The organism is Pseudonocardia sp., assembly GCF_050246655.1.
Taxonomy (GTDB): Bacteria; Actinomycetota; Actinomycetes; order Mycobacteriales; family Pseudonocardiaceae; genus Pseudonocardia.
The window spans coordinates 27,550-44,905 of the sequence record NZ_JBFWVQ010000032.1 but is presented as its reverse complement, the minus strand read 5'-3'; the positions used below and the strand labels follow the sequence as shown (position 1 = coordinate 44,905).

Here is a 17,356-nt window from a genome sequence, read left to right as displayed (position 1 = left end):
AGCAACCAGGGCCGGAGGGTCTCCGGACCTACCACACGAACGGTCCATTGAGGCACCCGAAGTCGTTACCAAGCGGTGACCCTGCGGGGCTTGACCAGACGCCTGCAATACCGATTCAGCCGATTCGGCGGCGACGGGGGAGCGCCGACGGCGTGGTGAGCTCCTCGGGGGTGTGCGGGAGCACCGTGGCGACGTACGAGCGGGTCGCCTCGGTGGTCCCGACGTCGCGTCCCTCCCGCTCCGAGAGGAACCAGCGGTGCTCCAGCACCTCGTGGAAGACCTCGGCCGGGGCGAGCCGTCCCGCCAGCGCGGGCGGCACCGCGTCCACCACCGGCTGGTAGACCTCCGTGAGCCACAGGTGCCCGGCCGTCGTCGCCGGCACGGGGTGCCCGTCGCGCTGCTGGAGCCACGCCCGGAAGCTGCGCAGGTCGTTGAGCAGCCGCCTGGCCTGCCCTTCCTGCACCTCCAGGCCGGTGAGCCGGAAGAGCTCCCGACGGTTCTGCCCCGGCTCCGCGACGCACAGGTCCACGCGCAGGCGCGCCCCGTCCCCGTCCGGGTCGGTGACGAGCTCCATCTCGTCGACGTCGAACCCGAGGTCGTTGAGCCGCCGCAGCCGCTCCGCCACCCGGAACCGCTGCTCATCGCGGGTGAAGACCTCCTCGCGGGTCAGCTCCTCCCACAGGGCCGAGTAGCGGCGCGGCAGTTCGTCGGCGACCTCGATCGGGTCGATGCCGTCGGGCAGCAGTCCGCCCGCCCGCAGGTCCATGAGCTCCGCCGCGATGCGCTCGCGCGTGAGGTCGACGTCGTAGGCCCGCTGCCCGCGGGAGAGCTCGGGATGGCGTTCCGCGGTCTCCGCGTCGACCAGGTAGGCCGAGAGGCTGCCCGCGTCCAGCCGGAACAGCGTGTTCGACAGCGAGCAGTCCCCCCAGAACACCCCGGCGAGGTGCAGCCGCACCAGCAGTTGGACGAGCGGGTCCAGCAGGCGGTCCGGCGAGCGCTCGTCGCGGCGCACGGAGTACAGGTACCGGTAGGACATCGAGTACTCGAGGTAGCGCGTGACGAGGATGGCCTCCTGGTCGCCCGGGCGCCCGACGCACAACCCCACCACCGACACCGTCGGCAGGCCGTCCTCCTCGAACTCGGTGAGCATCCGGTACTCGTGGCGGGCCAGGCGCTCCCCGATCTCCTTCAGCGCGAACACCTGCCCGTCCGACGCCACGAACCGCACGACGTGGCGCGAGATCCCGCGCTGCGGCACGTCCAGGAGCAGCGCCGGGTCCCACTCGCCGAGCGGCTGCTCCCACGGCAGCGTCAGCATCCCCGCGGCGTCGGTGGCGGGGGGCCGGAACAGGAAGCGCACGGCCGCGTGTCAGACGTCGGTGCGCACCTCGCGCCCGTCCTGCGCCCACCGGGTGTGGAAGCTGCCCTCGGCGTCGATGCGCCGGTAGGTGTGGGCACCGAAGTAGTCCCGCAGGCCCTGGATGAGGTTCGCCGGCCCGCGCTCGCGCCGGTAGCCGTCGTAGTAGGACAGCGACGACGCGAACGCCGGGATCGCCACGCCCTGCTGCGTGGCGGTGACGACGACGCGCCGCCAGGCGTCCTGCGCGTCCGCGACGGCCCGGGTGAAGTACGGGACCATGAGCAGGTTCTCCACGTCCCCGTGCTCGGCGTAGGCCTCCATGATCCGGTTGAGGAACTGGGCGCGGATGATGCAGCCGCCGCGCCAGATCCGCGCCATGGCGCCGAGGTCGAGGTCCCAGCCGTGCACCTGCGACGCCGCCCGCATCTGCGCGAACCCCTGCGCGTACGCCACGACCTTGCTCGCGTAGAGGGCCTGGCGGATGTCGTCGACCAGGTCGGCGCGCGGAGCCTCGGCGGAGCGCCCATCGACACCGCGGTCCTGGGCGGCCGACGGGTTCGGCCCGGCGAGCGTCCCCGCGGCCATCCTGCGCTCGTCGCGCAGCGCCGAGAGGCCCCGGGCGAACACGGCCTCTGTGATGCCGGTGAGCGGGACGCCGAGGTTGAGCGCGTCGATCGCCGTCCACGTGCCGGTGCCCTTCTGCCCCGCCTGGTCCACGATCACGTCCACCAGCGGGCGACCGGTGGCGTCGTCGGTCTTCTGCAGCACGATCGCGGTGATCTCGATGAGGAAGGACTCGAGGTCCCCGGAGTTCCACTCCTCGAAGATCTTCCCGATGTCCGGGGCGTCCAGGCCCGCGACGTGGGTGAGCAGGTCGTAGGCCTCGACGATGAGCTGCATGTCGGCGTACTCGATGCCGTTGTGCACCATCTTCACGTAGTGGCCCGCCCCACCCGGGCCGACGTGCACGCAGCAGGGCGAGCCGTCCACCTGCGCCGCGATCGTGGTGAACACGCCCTCCACCTCGGCGTAGGCCACCGGATCCCCGCCGGGCATGATGCTCGGCCCGTAGAGCGCCCCCTCTTCGCCGCCCGAGACCCCGACGCCCATGAAGCGGATGCCGGCCTCGGCGCACTCCGCGGCGCGCCGCTCGGTGTCCGGGAAGTGGGAGTTGCCGGCGTCGATGATGATGTCGCCCCGGTCGAGCAGCGGCGTGAGCTCGGCGATCACCCCGTCCACGGGGGCACCCGCCTTCACCATGACGATGATCCGGCGCGGGCGCTCCAGCGCGGCCACGAACTCCTCCATCGAGCCGGCGGCGGTGAAGTCGCCCTCCTCGCCGTAGGCCCCCATGAACTCCTTGGTCCGGGCCACGGTGCGGTTGTGGACGGCTACCGGCACGCCGCGCCGGGCGATGTTGCGGGCCAGGTTCGCGCCCATGACCGCAAGACCCGTGACCCCGATGTGCGCCATGTCAGTCCCCTCGCTCGGTGCGGCTGCCGTCGTCGGCCCCCGATCGTGCCGCAGAACATCACGCCGCGGCGAGGGCCCGGTCGTCCGCCGCGGTCGGCGGCGGTCCAGGACGGGTCCGGCGGGTGCGCGAGGTGCCGGCGGACGGACTCGGCGACGCGCGGCCCGGCGGATGCCTCGCTGACGTCCTGGCTCCACGATCCGTCGCCCGACGAGCCGCGTCCCGCCCAGCACCAGCACCCGCACGGCCGCGGCGCCGCCGGGTGCGCGGGAACGCCGCGGACCCCCCGGCCGCGGGGAACCGGAGTGCGACCATGGAGCCGTGAGCACCGCCGCGTCCCGTGCCGTCTTCCGCGTCCCGCCGCTCGCCACCCTCACCGCGGTGGTCGTCGCCGTCGGCGCGCTCCCCTTCGCCACCGGCGCGCCCTGGTTCTGGCTGATCTACCTCGTGCCGGTCGGGATCGTCGGCTGGGTGCTGCGGCGGCGCACCACCGTCGACGGGGACGCGGTGACCGTCCGCGGCCTGCTGCGCAGCAGGCGGGTACCGTGGTCCGAGATCAGCTCGCTGCGGCTGGGCCAGAAGTCCCGGGTCAGCGCGGTGCTGAGTGACGGTGCCGAGCTACCGCTGCCCGCCGTCCACGTGCGCGACCTGCCCGTGCTCGCCGCCGCCAGCGGGGGGCGCGTACCCGACCCCACTGCTCTGTCCACCACACCGGAGTGATCTGACATGCCGGCCCTTCGTTCCCGCGTCACCACCCACGGCCGCAACGCCGCCGGGGCCCGCGCCCTCTGGCGCGCCACCGGCATGGGCGACGACGACTTCGGCAAGCCGATCGTCGCCATCGCCAACTCCTACACCCAGTTCGTCCCCGGCCACGTACACCTCAAGGACCTCGGCGACCTCGTCGCGGGCGCGGTCCGCGACGCCGGAGGCGTGCCGCGGGAGTTCCACACCATCGCCGTCGACGACGGCATCGCGATGGGCCACGGCGGCATGCTCTACTCGCTGCCCTCCCGCGAGGTGATCGCGGACGCCGTCGAGTACATGGTGAACGGCCACGCGGCCGACGCGCTGGTCTGCATCTCCAACTGCGACAAGATCACCCCTGGGATGCTCAACGCCACCATGCGGCTGAACATCCCCACGGTGTTCGTCTCCGGCGGGCCGATGGAGGCGGGCAAGGCCGTCGTCGTGGACGGCGTCGCGCACGCGCCCACGGACCTCATCACCGCGATCGCGGCGTCGGCGTCCCCGGCCGTCGACGAGGAGGGGCTCGGCGCCGTCGAGCGCTCGGCGTGCCCCACCTGCGGCTCCTGCTCGGGCATGTTCACCGCGAACTCGATGAACTGCCTCACCGAGGCGCTGGGCCTCGCGCTGCCCGGCAACGGGTCCACCCTTGCCACCCATGCCGCCCGCCGGGAGCTCTTCCTGGCCGCGGGCCGCACCGTCATGGAGCTGGCGACGCGCTGGTACCGCGACGACGACGCGTCCGCCCTGCCGCGGTCGATCGCCACCCGCGAGGCGTTCGAGAACGCGATGGCGCTCGACGTCGCGATGGGCGGCTCGACGAACACCGTGCTGCACATCCTCGCCGCCGCGCAGGAGGCGGAGGTCGACTTCGACCTCGCCGCCATCGACGCGGTCTCGCGGCGGGTGCCGTGCCTGGCGAAGGTGTCGCCGAACTCGGACTACCATATGGAGGACGTGCACCGCGCCGGCGGCATCCCCGCCATCCTCGGCGAGCTGTGGCGCGCTGGGCTGCTGCGCACCGGGGTGCACACGGTCCACTCGCCGTCGCTGTCGGAGTGGCTCTCGACGTGGGACGCCCGGGCGTCGTCGCCGTCGCCCGAGGCGGTGGAGCTGTTCCACGCCGCGCCGGGCGGGGTGCGCACCACCGAGGCGTTCTCGACGTCGAACCGCTGGTCGTCGCTCGACGTCGACGCCGCGGCCGGGTGCATCCGCGACGCCGCGCACGCCTACACCGCGGACGGCGGGCTCGCCGTCCTGCGCGGCAACATCGCCCCGGACGGCGCGGTGATCAAGACCGCGGGCATCCCCGAGGAGCTGTGGACGTTCGAGGGCCCCGCGCGGGTCGTCGAGAGCCAGGAGGAGGCGGTCTCGGCCATCCTCACCAAGCAGGTGCAGCCCGGCGACGTCATCGTCGTCCGCTACGAGGGGCCCTCCGGCGGGCCAGGCATGCAGGAGATGCTGCACCCCACGGCGTTCCTCAAGGGTGCGGGGCTCGGCCGGGTCTGCGCGCTGATCACCGACGGCCGGTTCTCCGGTGGCACGAGCGGCCTGTCGGTCGGGCACGTCTCCCCCGAGGCCGCGTCCGGCGGCATCATCGGCCTCGTCGAGGACGGCGACCGGATCCGCATCGACGTGCCGACGCGGGCGCTGGAGCTGCTCGTCGGCGACGACGTCCTCGCCGAGCGGCGCGCCAAGATGGAGGCGTCCGAGCGACCGTGGCAGCCGCGGGACCGGGACCGTCCGGTCTCGAAGGCGTTGCGCGCGTACGCCGCGCTCGCGACCTCGGCGCACACGGGGGCGGTCCGCCGGCTCCCGTGAGCCGTGTCCCGCGGGATCCGGTGGTCCTCGCGCCGCCGAACACACGTTCCAGCGCTCGCACACACCCCGCGGCGCCCGCACACACCGCCCACCCTGTGTGCGAGCACCCAACCCCTTGTGCGAGCACGCGAACGTGTGTGCGGGCACACGACGGTGTGTGCGCGCAGCCGCCGACCGGCGCGAGCCAGGTCAACCGGGCCCGCCCCGGGTCAGCGGGGCCCGACCCGGGTCACCCGCCGAGCGCGGCCAGCCCGCCCAGCGCGCGGGCGGCACCGTCCAGCAGCTCACCCACCCGCTCGACCCCGAGGTGGTCCGCGGCGAACCCGAGGTAGCCCACGTGCGCCCACGCGTCCGCACAGCACTCCTCGACGGCGAGCTGCTCCGGTGACGGCGCCCCGGCGAGCCGGGCGAACTCCGCGCGGTAGGGACCCAGGTCCACCGCGCCCTGCCCGCGCAGCACCGCGAGATCGAACCCGGACGGCGCGACGCGGGCGTTGCCCCAGTCCACGAGCACCGGCCCGGCCGCGGTGAGCAGCACGTTGCCGCGGTGCGGGTCGCCGTGGGTGAGCGTGCGCGGGAGCCCGGCGAGCGCCGCGTGCATCCCCGCGTGCCCGGCCCACGAGTCGAGCAGGGCCGCGCCGCGGGCGTACGCGGGATCGTCCGTGCGACCCGCGGCGGCGAGCAGGTGCGGGCGGATCCGCTCCCGGCACAGGTGGCGCCACCACGCCGCGTCCGTGACGGGGACGGCGCGCGGGCGGCGCCGCCACCAGTGCGCGTGCACGCGGGCGAGCGTCGTCCACACCCCGTCCGGGACGTCGGGACCCTCCGCGAGCGGGACGCCGTCGTGGAAGTCGGTGACGACCCAGTCCGCGCCCGCGGCCAGGAGCGTGGGGTACTCGACGCCCCGCACGACGGCGACCGCCCGCAGCGCCGCGATCTCCACCGGCCGCGCCCGCTTGACGACGACCGGGGGCGCCCCGTCGAGGTCGACCCGCTCCACTCCCCCGTGGTAGCCGCCCGCCAGCGCGGTGCGCGCCACGACCCGGACGGGGTGCCCGGCGCGGCGCGCGAGAGCCGGAAGCCACGCGTCGTCCGGCGGCCCGGCCGGGAGGTCGCCGCTCACCGGGCCGGGACCGCGGTGCTCAGTAGCCGTCCTCGACGAGGTTCGGCGGCCGCTTCCCCGCGGCGAACGCGGCGATCTGCTCGGCGGCCACTCGGAACGCCCGCTCAGTCGCGAGCGGGACGCTCCCGCCGACGTGCGGGGTGAGCAGCAGCCCGGGCACGGACCACAGCGGGTGCCCCGACGGCAGCGGCTCGGGGTCGGTGACGTCCACGACGGCGCGGATCCGGCCGGTCGCGAGCGCGGCCGCCAGCGCGTCCGTGTCGGCGACGGGCCCGCGGGCCGCGTTGACCAGCACCGATCCGTCCGGCATCGCCGCGAGGAACCGCTTCCCGATCAGGCCACGGGTCGCGTCGGTGAGCGGCACGATGACGACGCAGGCGTCGTGGTCGGGCAGCAGGTCGTACAGCTCGTCGATGCCGTGGACGCCGTCGCGGGCGCGGCGCCCGACCAGCGTGGCCCGCGCTCCGAACGGCGTGAGACGCGCGACGGTGTTCTCGGCGACGTCCCCGGCGCCGACGATCAGGATCCGCTTGCCGGCGAGCTCCTCGGTCTGGTGGTAGTCCCAGCGGCCCTCGGCCTGGGCGTGCACGAACCGCGGCAGGTGGCGGTACACCGCGAGCAGCGTGGCGAGGATCCACTCGGCGGTGGCGCCGCCGTGGGCGCCGCGGCAGTCGGAGAGCGCTACGCCGTCGGGGAGCCTGCCGACCCACGCCTCGGCGCCCGCGGTGAGCAGCTGCACCAGCTTCAGCTCGGGGAGCTTCTCGGTGAGCGCGACGGCGGCACTGGTGGCGAGGAAGGGAGGGACGAGCACCTGCGCGGCGGCCGCCTCCTCGGGGAGCTCGCCGTCCGGGTCGTACCGGACGGGGGTGACGCCCTCGACGTCGCGCAGCGCGACCAGCCCGTGCTCGTGCGGTACGAGGGCGACTATCCCGTCGGCGTCAACCATGTCCCGGAACCTACTCACCGGAGACTCACCCGGCGCGCCCTAGCCTGCGGTCGTGGGGAACGGGGCCGTCCGGCGGCTGATCGGGGTGGCACTCCTGGCCACCCTGATGGCGGGCTGCGCCACCTTCCCCGACGACGGGCCGCGGGAGTGGCGGGAGAAGGTCGAGAACTCCGGCGAGCTGGGCGGCCCCCCGGCGGTCCGGCCGGAGGAGACGGACCCGCAGACGCCGCCCGCGAACCCGGGTGACCCGGGGCAGCCGGGGCTGCCGGACCAACCCGACGGATGTACCGACCCGGATCCGCAGGTCGTGGCGACGTGCCTCGCACCGATCGGCGCGATCGCGCCGTTGCCCGACGGGGAGTCGGCGCTCGTCGGCGAGCGATCGACCGGCCGGATCCTCCGCGTGAAGCGTGGCACGGTCCCGCGGCTGGTCACGACGATCGCGGTCGACGCGGCCGGTGGCGGCGGGCTGACCGGCCTGGTCCTGTCGCCGTCGTACTCCGAGGACCGGCTCGCGTACGCGTACGCGACCACCGCGTCCGGTCACGAGGTGCTGCGCATCGCCCCCGACGAGCCCCCTGAACCGATCCTCTCGGGCATCCCCAAGGGACCGCGGCACAACCGCGGCGCGCTCGGCGTGGACCCGTCCGGGGCCCTGATCGTCGCCACGGGCGACGCGGGGACCTCGCCCGACCCGGCCTCGCTCGCCGGCAAGCTGCTGCGGATCGACACGCTCGGCCGCCCGGCAGCGGGCAACCCGCAGCCGGGTTCGCCCATCTTCAGCACCGGTGTCCAGGCCCCGGGCGGCATCTGCACGGATCCCCGGCGGCACACGTCGTGGATCACGGACCGGCGGGTGGGCGTCGACGGGCTCTACCGGGTGGCCCCGGGGGTCCTCGAGGTGGCGGCATGGACGTGGCCGGACCGCCCGGACGTCGCAGGCTGCATCGCGCACGCGGACCTCATCGGCATCGCGCAGCCGCGGCTCGAATCGCTCTACGTGCTCCGCACGATGCAGGGGCGGACGTTCACCGGATCGCCGGAGGTGCAACTGGCGGGCCGTTACGGGCGGTTGTCGGCGGTCAGCCCCGGGCTCGACGGATCGGTGTGGCTGGGCACCGTCAACAAGGACGGCGGCGCGCCGGTGTCGTCGGACGACCGGGTGATCAAGGTCCAGATCGCGGGCGGTGCCGGGAGCGGCGACCAAGCCTGAGACGGAGGGCCCGGGAAGGAGCGCGGCGCGGCCCGGGTCGAGCCCCGGTGTGGATCGAGCTGGTGCACGCCGCCACGGGTGACCAGCGAGTAGCTTGTCCGCCGTGACGCGGGACACGAAGGTCGTCATCGTCGGCGCGGGCTTCGGCGGGATCGCGGCGGCGATCGAGCTGCAGCGCCACGGCTTCAGCGATCTCACGATCCTCGACGCCGCACCGGGGATCGGCGGCACGTGGCTGCGCAACACCTACCCGGGTGCCGCGTGCGACGTCCCGAGCCACCTGTACTCGTTCTCGTTCGCACAGCGCCGGAACTGGACGCGGCTGTGCTCGCCGCAGCCGGAGATCCTCGCCTACCTGCGGGAGGTGGCCCGCGAGTACGGCGTGGACCGCCTCGTCCGCCCGGACACCACCGTCACCGCCTGCACCTGGGACGACGCCGGTACGTCGACGGGCGAGCGCTGGAGCGTCACCACCGGCGACGGCGAGACGATCGAGGCGGACGTCGTCGTGATCGCGACGGGCCAGCTGAGCCAGCCGGCGATCCCTGCGCTGCCGGGCCTTCCGACGTTCACCGGACACGCGTTCCACTCCGCGCGCTGGGACCACGACCACGACCTGCGGGGTCGCCGCGTCGCCGTCGTCGGAACGGGAGCGAGCGCGGTGCAGTTCGTCCCGGAGGTCGCACCGCAGGTGGAGCGGCTGGTGGTGTTCCAGCGCACCGCGAACTGGTTCCTGCAGCGCAAGAACCGTGCGTACCCGGCGTGGATCCGGTGGGCGAACCGCTCGGTGCCCGGCCTGCAGGCCTGGCGGCGGCTGTTCATGTTCCTCTACTGCGAGTCGCTGACGGCGATGATCCGCTACCCCCGGACCGTCGGCCGCCTCGGGCACCTGCGGGCCGCGTCGTTCATGCGCGTGCAGCTGCGCGACCCGCAGCTGCGCCGCAAGGTGTGGCCGGACTACACCTTCGGCTGCAAGCGCGTTCTCTTCAGCTCGTACTTCCTGCCCGCCCTCCAGCGCCGCAACGTCGATCTGGTCAAGGACCCGATCGTCCGCGTCACGCCCACGGGGATCGTGACGGCGGACGGGACCGGGACCGAGACCGAGCACGCGGTGGACACGATCATCTGGGGCACCGGGTTCCGGGCGAGCGAGTTCATGTTCCCGATGAAGGTGACGGGCGCGGCCGGCGCGTCCCTCGCCGACGTCTGGGCCGGCGGCGCGCACGCCCACCTGGGGATGACCGTGCCGGGGTTCCCGTCGATGTTCGTGATGTACGGGCCGAACACGAACACCTCGGGCGGTTCGATCATCGGCTACCTGGAGGCGCAGGCCGCCTACATCCGCCAGGCGCTGCAGCACGTGCGGGCGCGCGGCGCGGCGGCGATCGACGTCCGCCCGGAGGTGGAGGCGCGCTCGGACCGGGAGGTGCAGGCGGCGTTCGCGGGTACGGCCTGGACGCGCTGCGACTCGTGGTACCGCGTGGAGTCGGGCCGGGTCGTCGCGAACTGGCCGAGGTTCATGAGCCAGTACCTGGAGGCGACCGCGCGGCTGGACCCCGCGGAGTACGAGTTCCTCGGCTGACGTTCCGGTATGCGGCAAGGCCTCCTCGATACCGTGATCGCGCGCCCGTAGCGTCGGGCGGGTGACGGCATACGAGGTCGTGCTCCTTCGCCACGGCGAGACCCCTGGCTACGACGGCGACCACGGCCTCACCGAGCGCGGCGAGCGCCAGGCCCGGGACCGCGGGGCGGCGCTCGCGGCCGAGCTGAAACCCGGAACGACGGTGCGGATGCCGCACGCACGCACCGCGCGGGGCACCGCCACCGCCGTCACGCTGCGGGCGGCGTTGCTCGAGGCGCTGGGCGAGGACCACGCGGTCGAGGTCGGCCCGCTCTACCCCGAGCCGTGGTTCGACAACCTGCGCTTCGCCCTGCACGGCGAGGGTGTCGACGCCTCGGTCGCCGTCACCGAACGCCTGACGCTGAACGGCGCCCTGCCGGACTGGGCCCGCGAGTACGACCGCTTCGACACCGACTTCGGCGAGAGCTCCCGCGCCGGTGGGCCGATCGGATACTGGCTGCGCCGGCCGACGCTGTGGTTCGAGCCGCCGCACCTCGGGGCGCACCGGATGTGGCGGGGCATCGTCGAGGTCGGGCGCGACGCCCCGGAGGGGCTGGTCGTGCTCGTGTCGACGCACTCGGCGCCCATGCGCGCCTTCGCCGCGACCGCGATCGGCGACGACCCGGGCGAACCCGCGAACCTGGAGGAGATCCGGGTGTCGGTGCACCCGGACGGGGCCGCGACCGTCCGCTTCCGCGGGCACGCCGTCGGGTTCGAGGGCCCACCGGAGCTGCCGCCGTGGATCGACCGGGCGTGGCTGGAGTCGTTCGGCCGCTGACGGCAGGGTCGCGGAGTCAGGGCGCAGAGCGACGTCAGCCCAGATCGCGGCGGCGTTCGCGGTCGCGCAGCGCCCGCTGCCGGGCATCGTGGTCGCGCATCCGCTGCGGGTAGCCGACGAGCTGGACGTCGTAGATCGGCATCTTCAGCGACCGCGCGAGCTTCTTCGCCGCCGCGGGCGACGCCACCCGCCGGCGCGTCCACGCCCCGTCGGCGTCGACGAGCACCACCGTGGTCTCGGTGACCGTGGTGCGCGGCTCGACGAACGCCTCGACGCCCTCGTGCTCGTGGGCCCAGGCGCGCAGGTGCACCTCGTCGGCGCCGTCGGCGCGTCGGGTGCTTCCCGGCCGCGCGCGCCGCAGCCTGCCGAACAACCCCATGCCCACCCTCCCGGCCTCGGTCCCGCACCCGGTGAACGCCGTGCGGGGGTGATTTTCTCCCCACGGGCCGTGCCCCGCGTCGGCGCTCGCAGGTGCCAAGATGGGCGGGCACGGATCAGCACACGATCAGCGACAGGGAGAACACTCGTGCCCGAGCACAAGGCGGACCTGGTCATCCTCGGCGGCGGGTCCGGCGGCTATGCCTGCGCCCTGCGTGCTGCCGAGCTCGGCATGTCGGTGGTGCTCGTGGAACGGGACAAGCTCGGCGGCACCTGCCTGCACTACGGATGCATCCCGACGAAGGCTCTCCTGCACGCGGCCGAGGTCGCGGACTCCGCCCGCGAGGGCGAGAAGGTCGGCGTCCGCTCGACGCTCTCCGGCATCGACATGGCGGGCGTCAACTCCTACAAGGACGGTGTCGTCGCCCGCCTGTACAAGGGCCTGCAGGGCCTGGTGAAGTCTCGCAAGATCGAGCTCGTCGCCGGGGACGGCCGCTTCGTCGCCCCGAACGCCGTCGAGGTCGGCGCCGACCGGTACGTGGGCGGCAGCGTCGTGCTCGCCACCGGCAGCTACGCGCGCACGCTGCCCGGGCTGGAGATCGGCGGCCGGGTCATCACGAGCTACGAGGCGCTGCGCATGGACGAGGTGCCCGAGAAGGTCGTGGTCCTCGGCGGCGGCGTCATCGGCGTGGAGTTCGCGTCGGTGTACCGCTCGTTCGGCGCCGAGGTGACGGTCGTCGAGGCGCTCCCCCGGCTCGTCCCCGCCGAGGACGAGTTCTGCTCCAAGCTGCTGGAGCGCGCCTTCCGCCGGCGCAAGATCGCCTTCAAGACCGGCGTGAAGTTCACCGGCGCCAAGCAGGACGACCACTCGGTCACGGTGTCCCTGGAGTCCGGCGAGGAGCTGGAGGCGGACTACCTGCTCGTCGCCGTCGGCCGCGGCCCGAACACCGCCAACGCCGGGTTCGACGAGGCGGGCGTGGCGATGGAGCGCGGGTTCGTCCTCACCGACGAGCGGCTGCGCACGAACCTCCCGGGTGTCTACGCGGTCGGCGACATCGTCCCCGGCCTGCAGCTCGCCCACCGCGGCTTCGCTCAGGGCATCTTCCTCGCCGAGGAGCTCGCCGGGCTGAACCCGCCCGTGCTCGACGAGGCCGGGATCCCGCGCGTCACGTACTGCGAACCGGAGGTCGCCTCCGTCGGCCTCACCGAGGAGCAGGCCAAGGAGCGCTACGGCGAGGTGCAGACGCTCGTCTACGACCTCGGAGGCAACGGGAAGTCGCAGATCCTGCAGACGCAGGGTGCGATCAAGCTCGTCAAGGCCGGTGCGGAGGGCACGCCCGGTCCGGTCGTCGGCATCCACATGGTGGGTGCCCGCGTCGGCGAGCTCATCGGCGAGGCCCAGCTGGTCTACAACTGGGACGCCCAGGCCGAGGACGTCGCGGCCCTCGTCCACGCCCATCCCACCCAGAACGAGGCCTTCGGCGAGGCGCATCTCGCGCTGGCCGGCAAGCCGCTGCACAGCCACAGCTGAGCTTCCCCACCGTCGTAGAAGAGGAGCCATGGCCTTCTCCGTACAGATGCCCGCACTCGGCGAGAGTGTCACCGAGGGCACGGTCACCCGCTGGCTCAAGCAGGAGGGCGACCGCGTCGAGGTCGACGAGCCCCTGCTCGAGGTGTCGACCGACAAGGTCGACACGGAGATCCCGTCCCCCGCAGCGGGCGTTCTGGAACGCATCGTCGCCGCCGAGGACGACGTCGTCGAGGTCGGTGGTGAGCTGGCGGTGATCGGCGACGGGTCGGGCGGCTCGTCGGGCGGCTCGTCGGGCGGCTCCGGATCCACTGCCGAGGCGGCCGAGCCGCAGGCTCAGCCGGAACCCGAGCCGGAACCCGAGCCGGAGCCCGCCGCGGAGTCGGCCCCCGCGGCGGCGCCGTCGAGCTCCTCCGGCGGCGGGGGCAGCAGCACGCCGGTCGTCATGCCGGCGCTGGGGGAGAGCGTCACCGAGGGCACCGTCACCCGCTGGCTCAAGCAGGTCGGCGACACCGTCGCGGTGGACGAGCCGCTGCTGGAGGTCTCCACCGACAAGGTCGACACCGAGATCCCCTCCCCCGTCGCCGGCACTCTGCTGGAGATCTCTGCCGGCGAGGACGAGACGGTCGACGTCGGCGGGCAGCTCGCGATCATCGGCGACGCCGATGCGGCGCCAGCGCCCGAGCCAGCGCCGGAACCGGAGCCCGCGCCGGAGCCGGAGCCTGCGGAGGAGCCCGCGCCCGAGCAGCCGAAGGCCGAGACGGCGCCCGCGGCCGAGTCCGCCCCCACACAGCCCGCCGAGCCCCCCGCCCCGACGGAGGCACCCCGGGCCGAGCCGGCCCCCGCCGCCGCGGAGGCGCCCGCGAACGGCGAGGCCCGCACCGGCGCCCCGTACGTCACCCCGCTGGTCCGCAAGCTCGCCGCCGAGCACGACGTCGACCTGTCCACCGTGGCGGGTACCGGCGTGGGCGGGCGCATCCGCAAGCAGGACGTCCTCGCCGCGGCCGAGGCCGCCCAGGCGCCCGAACCGGAGCCCGAGCCCGAGCCGCAGGAGGCCCCGGCGGCCGACACGGGCCGGCACGCGGCCGCCCCGACCCGCATCCCCACCGCGGCGGCGGACGGCCCGCAGCCCGGCACCACCGCGAAGATGCCGCGCCTGCGCCAGGTGATCGCCCAGCGCATGGTGGAGTCGCTGGCGGTGTCCGCGCAGCTCACGACGGTGCAGGAGGTCGACGTCACCCGCGTCGCCCGGCTGCGCGCCCGGGCGAAGGCGGAGTTCGAGCGCCGCGAGGGCGTCAAGCTCACGTTCCTGCCGTTCTTCGCGAAGGCCGCCGTCGAGGCGCTGAAGGCCTACCCCGGACTCAACGCGTCGATCTCCGAGGAGGGCAAGGAGATCACCTACCACGGGACGGTGCACCTCGCGATCGCCGTGGACACCCCGCGCGGCCTGCTCGTCCCCGTGATCAAGAACGCCGAGGACCTCAACATCGCCGGGCTCGCACGGCGGATCGCGGACGTCGCGGCCCGCACCCGGGACGCGAAGATCGGCCCGGACGAGCTCTCCGGTGGCACGTTCACGATCACCAACATCGGCAGCGCAGGAGCCCTGTTCGACACGCCGATCATCAACCAGCCGCAGGTCGCGATCCTCGGCACGGGAAAGATCACCAAGCAGCCCGCGGTGATCACCGGCCCGGACGGCGATGACGTCATCGCGATCCGGTCGACGTGCTTCATCCCGCTCACCTACGACCACCGCCTGGTGGACGGCGCGGACGCCGGCCGGTTCGTGACGGCCATCCGCGAGCGGTTGGAGGAGGGCGCCTTCGAGGCCGAGCTCGGCCTGTAGAGGGTGTCCTCGGGCACGTCCCCGCCGGTCGGGGACGTGCCCGAGGTGCGCCACGACGAGCCCTCCGCAAGGATCAGTAGCGTGCGCGTCCTCGTCGCCGGGTCGTCCGGCCTCATCGGCACCGCCCTCGTCGCCCATCTGCGCTCCGCGGGCCACGACGTCCTGCGGCTCGTGCGGCGCCCGTCCGCCGCACCGGACGAGCGCCGCTGGGACCCGCCCGCCGGCACGTTCGACCCCGGCACGTTCGACGGGATCGACGCGGTGGTCGGGCTCAACGGCGTCGGTATCGCGGACCGGCCGTGGAGCGGTTCGCGGCGGCAGATCATCCGCGACAGCCGCAACGTGGCCACCGAGGTCCTGGCCACCGCCGTCGCGACGCACAGGGTGCCGGTGTACCTGTCGGGGTCCGCGGTCGGGATCTACGGCGACGCCGGCGACACCGTGATCGACGAGGCTGCGCCCACCGGCTCCGGGTTCCTCGCCGAGGTCGTGCGGGACTGGGAGGCCGCGGCGAAGCCCGCCGTGGAGGCGGGAACCCGGGTGGCGTTCCTGCGCACCGGGCTCGTGCTCGCCCCGTCCGGCGGCATGCTCGCGCCGTTGCGCACCCTGTTCCGGTTCGCGCTCGGCGGCAAGCTCGGCGACGGCAGCCAGTACATGCCCTGGATCTCGCTGGACGACGAGGTGGGCGCCATCGGGTTCCTGCTCGACACGCCGGTGAGCGGGCCCGTCAACCTCACCGGGCCCCGCCCCGTCACGAACGCCGACTTCACCCGCGCGCTGGCAGCCGCGGTCGGGCGCCCGGCCCCGTTCACGGTGCCGGCGTTCCTGATCCGGGCGGTGCCCGGTGGCATGGGCGAGGAGCTCGGGCTCTACGGGCAGCGGGCCGTCCCGGCGAAGCTGGAGGCGGCCGGGTACGTGTTCCGGCACGTGTCGGTGCGGGACGCGCTCTCGGCGGCGGTCGGTTCCTGATCTGCGGCGGCGTAGCGTGGGCGCCATGCGCGTCCCGGGGAGCTCCTGCCGCACCAGCACCGGGCCCGTCCGCGTGGACCGGCTGGGCACCGTCGACTACCTCGCGGCCTGGGAGATCCAGCGCGCCCACAACACCGCCCGCCGCGACGGCACGGGCCCGGACGTGCTCATGCTGCTGGAGCACCCGTCGGTCTACACGGCGGGTCGACGCACGCCGCCCGAGGACCGGCCCACCGACGGCACCCCCGTGGTGGACGTCGACCGCGGCGGCCGGATCACCTGGCACGGACCCGGCCAGCTCGTGGGCTACCCCATCGTCGAGCTCACCCGGCCGCTGGACGTCGTGGACTTCGTGCGGCGGCTGGAGGAGGCGCTGATTGCGGTGGTCACCGGTCTCGGGGTGCCGGGAGCGGGTCGGGTGAAGGGCCGCAGCGGCGTGTGGTTGCCCGCCGGTGGCGGCCGCCCCGAACGCAAGGTCGCGGCGATCGGGGTGCGCGTCCAGGGCGGGGTCACGCTGCACGGGTTCGCGCTCAACTGCGAACCGGACCTCACCGCGTTCGACCGGATCGTGCCCTGCGGGATCACCGACGCCGGCGTGACGTCGCTGTCGGTGGAGCTCGGCCGCGCCGTCGGGGTCGCGGACGTCCTCGACGCCACCGCCCACGCGATGGTGGCGGCGCTGGACGGGGGGCTTCCGGTGGCGGAGCACCCGGTGGCCGTCGCCGCCCCGGCCGAGGCGGCGGGCCTGGCGGGCCTGGCGGGCCTGGACCTGCGGCTGCACCCGTCGCTGCGCTGACCGCGAGTTGCGCATCTCACCGGCGCGAGTTGCGCATCCCGCCAGCGCGAGTTGCGCATCCCGCCAGCGCGAGTTGCGCATCCCGCCAGCGCGAGTTGCGCATCTCGCCGGAACCCCGCGCGGGCCCTGTGCGCTCCACCAACCGCGCTCCCGGCGCGAGCGAACGGCCCAGATGGGAAGACCTATTTCCCGTACGGGCCGTTCGCGCCGGGAGGGGGCGGCGGTCGCGCCGCAGCGGAGCGTGCCGTGAGCTGGTAGACCTCGATCATGGCGGCATCGAGGAGATGGACGCTCGCGGACATGCCCGACCAGAGCGGCCGCACCGTGCTCGTCACGGGCGCGACGAGCGGGCTGGGCCTGCACTCGGCGATCGCGCTCGCCGCCGCGGGCGCCCGGGTGCTGCTCACCGCCCGCGAGCAGGCCCGCGGCGAGGTCGCCCTCGCGCGCGTCCGCGAGGAGGGGGATCCGGCCGGGGACATCGCCGAGCTGGTGGCGCTGGACCTAGCCGATCTCGCCTCGGTCCGTCGCGCCGCGGCGCAGGTGCGCGAGCGCACGGCGGACCGCCTGGACGTCCTGATGAACAACGCCGGCGTCATGGGCACCCCGCGCGCGACGACGGTCGACGGTTTCGAGCTGCAGATCGGCACGAACCACCACGGCCACGCGGCGCTGACGTGGCTGCTCATGCCGGCACTGCGGGGAGCGCAGGCGGACCGCCCGACGACACTGCGGGGAGCGCAGGCGGACCGCCCGACG

At 74.1% G+C, this 17,356-nt stretch carries 15 protein-coding genes; 10 read left to right on the top strand and 5 right to left on the bottom strand.

The features are described from left to right. Positions 1-115: 115 nt before the first annotated feature. Together AB7J25_RS13100 and gndA are read right to left on the bottom strand one after the other, a co-directional pair. Positions 116-1,360 (bottom strand): DUF4032 domain-containing protein, encoded by a 1,245-nt coding sequence (locus AB7J25_RS13100; RefSeq protein WP_428508607.1) that lies wholly within the window; start codon positions 1,358-1,360, stop codon positions 116-118. 9 nt (positions 1,361-1,369) lie between these two features. After that, a complete protein-coding gene (gene gndA, locus AB7J25_RS13095) occupies positions 1,370-2,833 on the bottom strand; it encodes an NADP-dependent phosphogluconate dehydrogenase (RefSeq protein ID WP_428508605.1) in 1,464 nt (487 codons plus the stop codon). Positions 2,834-3,152: 319 nt separating this feature from the next. Between gndA and AB7J25_RS13090 the strand changes: the two genes are divergently transcribed. Then, positions 3,153-3,551, top strand: a complete 399-nt coding sequence (locus AB7J25_RS13090) for a PH domain-containing protein (RefSeq protein ID WP_428508603.1) — start codon at positions 3,153-3,155, stop codon at positions 3,549-3,551. A gap of 6 nt (positions 3,552-3,557) precedes the next feature. Continuing rightward, positions 3,558-5,399, top strand: a complete 1,842-nt coding sequence (gene ilvD / locus AB7J25_RS13085; RefSeq protein ID WP_428508601.1) for a dihydroxy-acid dehydratase — start codon at positions 3,558-3,560, stop codon at positions 5,397-5,399. Between the two features lie 229 nt (positions 5,400-5,628). Here the strand turns inward: ilvD and AB7J25_RS13080 are convergent, their stop codons facing one another. Then, a complete protein-coding gene (locus AB7J25_RS13080) occupies positions 5,629-6,522 on the bottom strand; it encodes a phosphotransferase (protein WP_428508599.1) in 894 nt (297 codons plus the stop codon). A gap of 19 nt (positions 6,523-6,541) precedes the next feature. Further along, complete coding sequence (locus AB7J25_RS13075; protein ID WP_428508597.1) at positions 6,542-7,468, bottom strand: NAD(P)-dependent oxidoreductase; 927 nt, start codon at positions 7,466-7,468, stop codon at positions 6,542-6,544. A gap of 52 nt (positions 7,469-7,520) precedes the next feature. On the opposite strand from AB7J25_RS13075, the gene AB7J25_RS13070 reads away from it, so the two are divergent. The 3 genes from AB7J25_RS13070 (at position 7,521) to AB7J25_RS13060 (ending at position 11,080) form a co-directional block, all read left to right on the top strand. Then, positions 7,521-8,681: a PQQ-dependent sugar dehydrogenase gene (locus tag AB7J25_RS13070; protein ID WP_428508595.1), complete on the top strand. Its 1,161-nt coding sequence runs from the start codon at positions 7,521-7,523 to the stop codon at positions 8,679-8,681. Positions 8,682-8,784: 103 nt separating this feature from the next. Then, on the top strand, positions 8,785-10,263 hold the full coding sequence (locus AB7J25_RS13065; RefSeq protein ID WP_428508593.1) for a flavin-containing monooxygenase: 1,479 nt from the start codon (positions 8,785-8,787) through the stop codon (positions 10,261-10,263). Positions 10,264-10,324: 61 nt separating this feature from the next. After that, positions 10,325-11,080: a histidine phosphatase family protein gene (locus AB7J25_RS13060; protein ID WP_428508591.1), complete on the top strand. Its 756-nt coding sequence runs from the start codon at positions 10,325-10,327 to the stop codon at positions 11,078-11,080. A 34-nt stretch (positions 11,081-11,114) separates the two neighbouring features. Here AB7J25_RS13060 and AB7J25_RS13055 read toward each other — a convergent pair whose 3' ends face one another. Beyond that, positions 11,115-11,459 (bottom strand): oxidoreductase, encoded by a 345-nt coding sequence (locus tag AB7J25_RS13055; RefSeq protein WP_428508589.1) that lies wholly within the window; start codon positions 11,457-11,459, stop codon positions 11,115-11,117. A gap of 147 nt (positions 11,460-11,606) precedes the next feature. Here AB7J25_RS13055 and lpdA point away from each other — a divergent pair, with 147 nt between their 5' ends. The 5 genes from lpdA to AB7J25_RS13030 all read left to right on the top strand — a co-directional run. Further along, positions 11,607-12,989, top strand: a complete 1,383-nt coding sequence (lpdA, locus tag AB7J25_RS13050) for a dihydrolipoyl dehydrogenase (RefSeq protein ID WP_428508587.1) — start codon at positions 11,607-11,609, stop codon at positions 12,987-12,989. A gap of 28 nt (positions 12,990-13,017) precedes the next feature. Next, positions 13,018-14,835 carry a 2-oxoglutarate dehydrogenase, E2 component, dihydrolipoamide succinyltransferase gene (sucB, locus tag AB7J25_RS13045; RefSeq protein WP_428508585.1) on the top strand — a complete coding sequence of 606 codons (1,818 nt, stop codon included), beginning with the start codon at positions 13,018-13,020 and terminating at the stop codon, positions 14,833-14,835. Between the two features lie 81 nt (positions 14,836-14,916). Next, positions 14,917-15,804 (top strand): TIGR01777 family oxidoreductase, encoded by an 888-nt coding sequence (locus AB7J25_RS13040; RefSeq protein ID WP_428508584.1) that lies wholly within the window; start codon positions 14,917-14,919, stop codon positions 15,802-15,804. Between the two features lie 25 nt (positions 15,805-15,829). After that, positions 15,830-16,600, top strand: a complete 771-nt coding sequence (lipB, locus tag AB7J25_RS13035) for a lipoyl(octanoyl) transferase LipB (RefSeq protein WP_428508582.1) — start codon at positions 15,830-15,832, stop codon at positions 16,598-16,600. A gap of 267 nt (positions 16,601-16,867) precedes the next feature. Beyond that, on the top strand, positions 16,868-17,356 hold a 489-nt coding region (locus AB7J25_RS13030), incomplete at its 3' end, for an SDR family NAD(P)-dependent oxidoreductase (RefSeq protein ID WP_428508580.1).

Coding starts and splice junctions, on each gene's coding strand:
- gndA (WP_428508605.1), bottom strand. CDS start 2,833: ATGGCGCACATCGGGGTCACGGGTCTTGCGGTCATGGGCGCGAACCTG.
- ilvD (WP_428508601.1), top strand. CDS start 3,558: ATGCCGGCCCTTCGTTCCCGCGTCACCACCCACGGCCGCAACGCCGCC.
- AB7J25_RS13075 (WP_428508597.1), bottom strand. CDS start 7,468: ATGGTTGACGCCGACGGGATAGTCGCCCTCGTACCGCACGAGCACGGG.
- AB7J25_RS13055 (WP_428508589.1), bottom strand. CDS start 11,459: ATGGGGTTGTTCGGCAGGCTGCGGCGCGCGCGGCCGGGAAGCACCCGA.
- sucB (WP_428508585.1), top strand. CDS start 13,018: ATGGCCTTCTCCGTACAGATGCCCGCACTCGGCGAGAGTGTCACCGAG.
- lipB (WP_428508582.1), top strand. CDS start 15,830: ATGCGCGTCCCGGGGAGCTCCTGCCGCACCAGCACCGGGCCCGTCCGC.